5 protein-coding genes are annotated in these 3704 nt (G+C 59.9%); 1 reads left to right on the plus strand and 4 read right to left on the minus strand.

The annotated features are described in order from the left end of the window. Positions 1–613: cytosine permease (locus JOY90_RS06220; RefSeq protein WP_291690273.1), on the minus strand; the 613-nt coding region annotated here is incomplete at its 3' end. Between the two features lie 229 nt (positions 614–842). Between JOY90_RS06220 and JOY90_RS06225 the strand changes: the two genes are divergently transcribed. Next, positions 843–1037: a hypothetical protein gene (locus tag JOY90_RS06225; protein ID WP_291690274.1), complete on the plus strand. Its 195-nt coding sequence runs from the start codon at positions 843–845 to the stop codon at positions 1035–1037. 136 nt (positions 1038–1173) lie between these two features. Here the strand turns inward: JOY90_RS06225 and JOY90_RS06230 are convergent, their stop codons facing one another. The 3 genes from JOY90_RS06230 to JOY90_RS06240 form a co-directional block, all read right to left on the minus strand. Beyond that, positions 1174–1821 (minus strand): TspO/MBR family protein, encoded by a 648-nt coding sequence (locus JOY90_RS06230; protein ID WP_291690275.1) that lies wholly within the window; start codon positions 1819–1821, stop codon positions 1174–1176. Positions 1822–1928: 107 nt separating this feature from the next. Beyond that, positions 1929–2831, minus strand: a complete 903-nt coding sequence (locus JOY90_RS06235; RefSeq protein ID WP_291690276.1) for a carbohydrate ABC transporter permease — start codon at positions 2829–2831, stop codon at positions 1929–1931. 22 nt (positions 2832–2853) lie between these two features. Beyond that, the coding region (locus JOY90_RS06240) for a carbohydrate ABC transporter permease (RefSeq protein ID WP_291690277.1) at positions 2854–3704 on the minus strand (851 nt) is incomplete at its 5' end.

Raw genomic sequence — 3704 nt, forward strand, 5'->3', positions numbered from 1 at the left:
AGGAGAAGCCGCCGGCCTTGGCGCAGAGCACGACGGCAAGGATGAGCATCATCACCCAGACGGCAGGACCGGCGAAGTCCTGAAACTTGCGTACCGTTTCCATGCCGTGCTGAATGATCAAGAGCTGCAAGGCCCAGATCACCACGAAGCAGATGACCTCGAGGGTCGAGTGGCCGAAAATGTGCGAGGTTTGGTGAAAAGCGAGGATCGCGTCGTTACGGCTCAACAAAGCCACGAATGCGCCTGACGCCGCGCTTGTCTGAGCGCCATACCAGAAACAGGCGACGATAGCGCGCACGAGGGCCGGCAGATTGGCCCCGAACACGCCGAAAGAGGCCCGTGCCAGCACGGGGTAGGGGACGCCAGTTCGAACGCCGGCGTAGCCGACGAGGTTCATCAGGAAAAAGATGATGAGCGATCCGATGCCGATGGCGAGCACAAAATTCAGGAAGTTGCCGCAAAGCAGGAAGAGACTCGCAGCGAGATAATAGCCCCACAGGCTATGAACATCGGAAGTCCAGACATTGAAGATGCTGAACGTCCCCCAATTCCTTACTCTCGCGGGAGCAAGATCATCGTTGTAGAGGGCTGGCGAAGGCTGATGAGTTCGCATAGGGTCCCCCGACTATTAATTTTGTGAAAGATTCTACTTGATTTTCACTTTCCGCAACAGCCAATTCAACTTTACCCCCAAATTAAGCTCTGTGCGTTCATCTCGTCCTTTTCGGATTCCCGTTTGGCGGCCGCCAAGCCTTCCTCCCTGAATTCCAAGTATCGGTGCTCGGAACGGGTAAGCGGTCTTCGCGTTGGAATTTGCCCCGAAACCCTGCCGGGAGAGCACGATGCGCGAGCCGAAAGCCACGAAGTTGGATGAGCTCAAGAAGATCGAGGCGGAGATGACCGAGAACAAATCTTCGCTCCACGGTCTCCTTCACGTCATCGCGGGTGACCATCCAACCCATGGTTTCACGATCATCGTGCGCGATGAGACTTCGGGCTACCTCTTCTCCACGCCAATCCCGCCCGAAGCCATCTGACTTGGACGCATCAATCGGCTTGGACGCATCAATCGGCTTGGGCAGCATCAATCGGCTTCGACGCAGCAATCGGGTTTCATGTCGTTTCGGCCTATGCGCGCCCAATCGCGGAGCGCGCATCGCCGAACCCTGAATTTCAGATGGTCCCGCCGGATGCGATACGGGCAGTCGTCACGAAAGCGAAGATCGCCCAGGCGAGATAAGGCCCGAGCAGCAGGCTCGCCCGCTTGTCGACGTGAGCTGCGGCCCAGACCGCGACGATCACGACGGCCACGAAAAGTGCGACCGCGTAAAGGCTCGGCGTTGGAAGTCGACGCGCGAAAAGCAGCCAGGCCCAAACCGTGTGCATGGCGAGCTGGGCCACGTACGCCGCGATGGCGAGGCGTCTGAGCTTATTGTCCGGCGAGCTTCGCAGGATCAAATAGAATGACGCGACGACGCTGAGCGTCAGTACGAGCCAAATGAAGCCAAAAGCAGGCCCAATTGGAATAAACCACGGGAACTCGATGACGGGGTCGATCCGCGGCATCTCCGGATTGGTGAATATGTAGCTCGAGACGCTCGTGACCGCGACGCAAATGACGGAGATCGCCGCCGCGCCCACCCGGCGCGGCGGAGCGCGGGCCACTTCCAGCCCAGGCGCCTGGCCGAATTCGCGAACACCCTCGAGCTCCCGCACGTCCTCTGCCTCGCGGGCTCTTTCCGCGGCGGGGGCATCGCTGAGCATCGGTATTTTGGTCATGCGCGCGTGCTGGACCTCGATCTCGGTCGGCGCGAGATGCATCGCGACCTTTCTCGTCCTGATCGGCTTAACCGGCTCGCGGTGGGTCTTGTTCCTCGCCGGCACCCTTTGGGCGTGCCGATCCCTGACGCGTGGTGATGCTTGCTCGGTTACCCTTTGACGACGCCCTCCATCAATCCCTTGAAGAAGAGCTTTTGAGCGAAAGTGAAGGCAAGGATGCCTGGGGTGACCACGATGACATATACGGCGGCAAGGTTCGGCCAAGCCCACTGCCCCTGACCGCCTTGGGCGGCGGCCAGCACGACGGGCATGGTGCGCGCCGCCTCGTCGTCTATGAGCGTCAAGCATAACAAATACTCGCCCCAAGCCGCGACGAAATTGACGATGAATATGACCACCAGGCCGTTGCGCACCATCGGCAGGCCGACCATCCACAGCGTCCGCCAGTGACTTGCACCATCGATCCGCGCCGCTTCGATCAGCTCGTGCGGCACGAGCTGGAACATGCTGCGCATGATCAAGACGCTGATGGCCAGCTGAAGGGTGACATAAGGCAGAACCAGGCCGCTCGTGCTGTTGATCAGGCCCAGCCAGTGTTGTGTTTCGTAGATGCTGATGATCGAGACCACGCGCACCGGGAAATACAGTGAGACCAACAGCGCCGCCGCGACCAAGCCAGCGCCACGGGGCCGAAGGTGCACGAGTGCATAACCGGCGAGCACCGCGCAGATCGTGGTGATCAGCACCGTGCTCGCTGTGACGTAGATGCTGTTGAATAGATTCACCGGCAACGTAGCGATCCGCTGGAATACGTAGCCGTAGTGGGTGAAGTCGAAATGTCGCGGCCAAAAATCGCCGCGCATCGCGTCGGGAAGCGGTTTCACCGACATCACGAGAACCCAGGCGAGCGGCAGGAGGATGATCAGCATGAAGAAATTGATCACCGCGTGGCGGACGATGGCGCTGCCGTTACGGTTGAACCAGCCGGGCGCTGGTCTTGATGCAGCGTTAGGCGAGGACGCGACACGACCTTGATGGAAAGCGTCGAGCATCAATGGCGACCTCGGGCCCATGTCAGCCCCTGGGACGGAATATGCGGAGCAGGAAAACCATGACGCACATCATCGCGATCGCCCCGATCATGCCGATGGCCGCGGCGTAGCCCTGCCGCCACAGGCCGAGCTTGAATGCCTGATCGTACATGAAGATCGTCCAGGTATAGGTCGGCGAGGCGCGGTTGAAACCGCCGAAGATGAGATACTCGTCGATGACGGCCATCGCGGTACCGAAGCGCAATACGACCAGGATCATCATGATCGGGGCGAGACGCGGCCGCGTCACATGCCAGAAGACCTGCCATTCGTTCGCCCCGTCGATCCGGGCAGCTTCCGGCAGGTCCTTGGGAATCGCAGCGAGGCCCGCGAGGAAGAAGATGGTGTGGTAACCGAGACCCCACCATACTTCCATGATGGCGATCGAGGGCAGTGTGAGGGGCGTACCGCCCAGCCACTGGGGCGCATTCTGCAGGTTGAACAGACCGATGGTATCGACGAGAAAATGATTTATTGGGCCGCTCTGGTAGTTGTACATCCACTTCCACAGGACAAAGATGAGCGTGCTGGGAATGACAGCCGGAATGAGCAGCACCACGCGGTATAGGGTCGCGAGGCTCGCATTCGTCACCCGATCGACGAGGATCGCCAACAGAAGCGGCAGGATGATCGTGCCGGGCAGGAACATGATCGTGAAGAGGGCCGCGCGGCCCAAGCTCGACCACATCAATGGGTCGTGAAGTGCGGCGTTGTAATTGTCGAACCAGACCCAGTGCGCCGGCCCGTTGGCCAAAAACTGATAGTCGGTAAGGCTTATCCAGAGAACGCGGAAGATGGGCCACACCTGGTAGCCGGCGAAGAAGGCTAGCGTCG

Source organism: Bradyrhizobium sp., assembly GCF_019242285.1.
Lineage (GTDB): Bacteria > Pseudomonadota > Alphaproteobacteria > Rhizobiales > Xanthobacteraceae > Bradyrhizobium.

Bases quoted from the DNA above. Each gene is read 5' to 3' on its own strand.
- JOY90_RS06225 (WP_291690274.1), top strand. From the start codon at position 843: ATGCGCGAGCCGAAAGCCACGAAGTTGGATGAGCTCAAGAAGATCGAG.
- JOY90_RS06230 (WP_291690275.1), bottom strand. From the start codon at position 1,821: ATGCATCTCGCGCCGACCGAGATCGAGGTCCAGCACGCGCGCATGACC.
- JOY90_RS06235 (WP_291690276.1), bottom strand. From the start codon at position 2,831: ATGCTCGACGCTTTCCATCAAGGTCGTGTCGCGTCCTCGCCTAACGCT.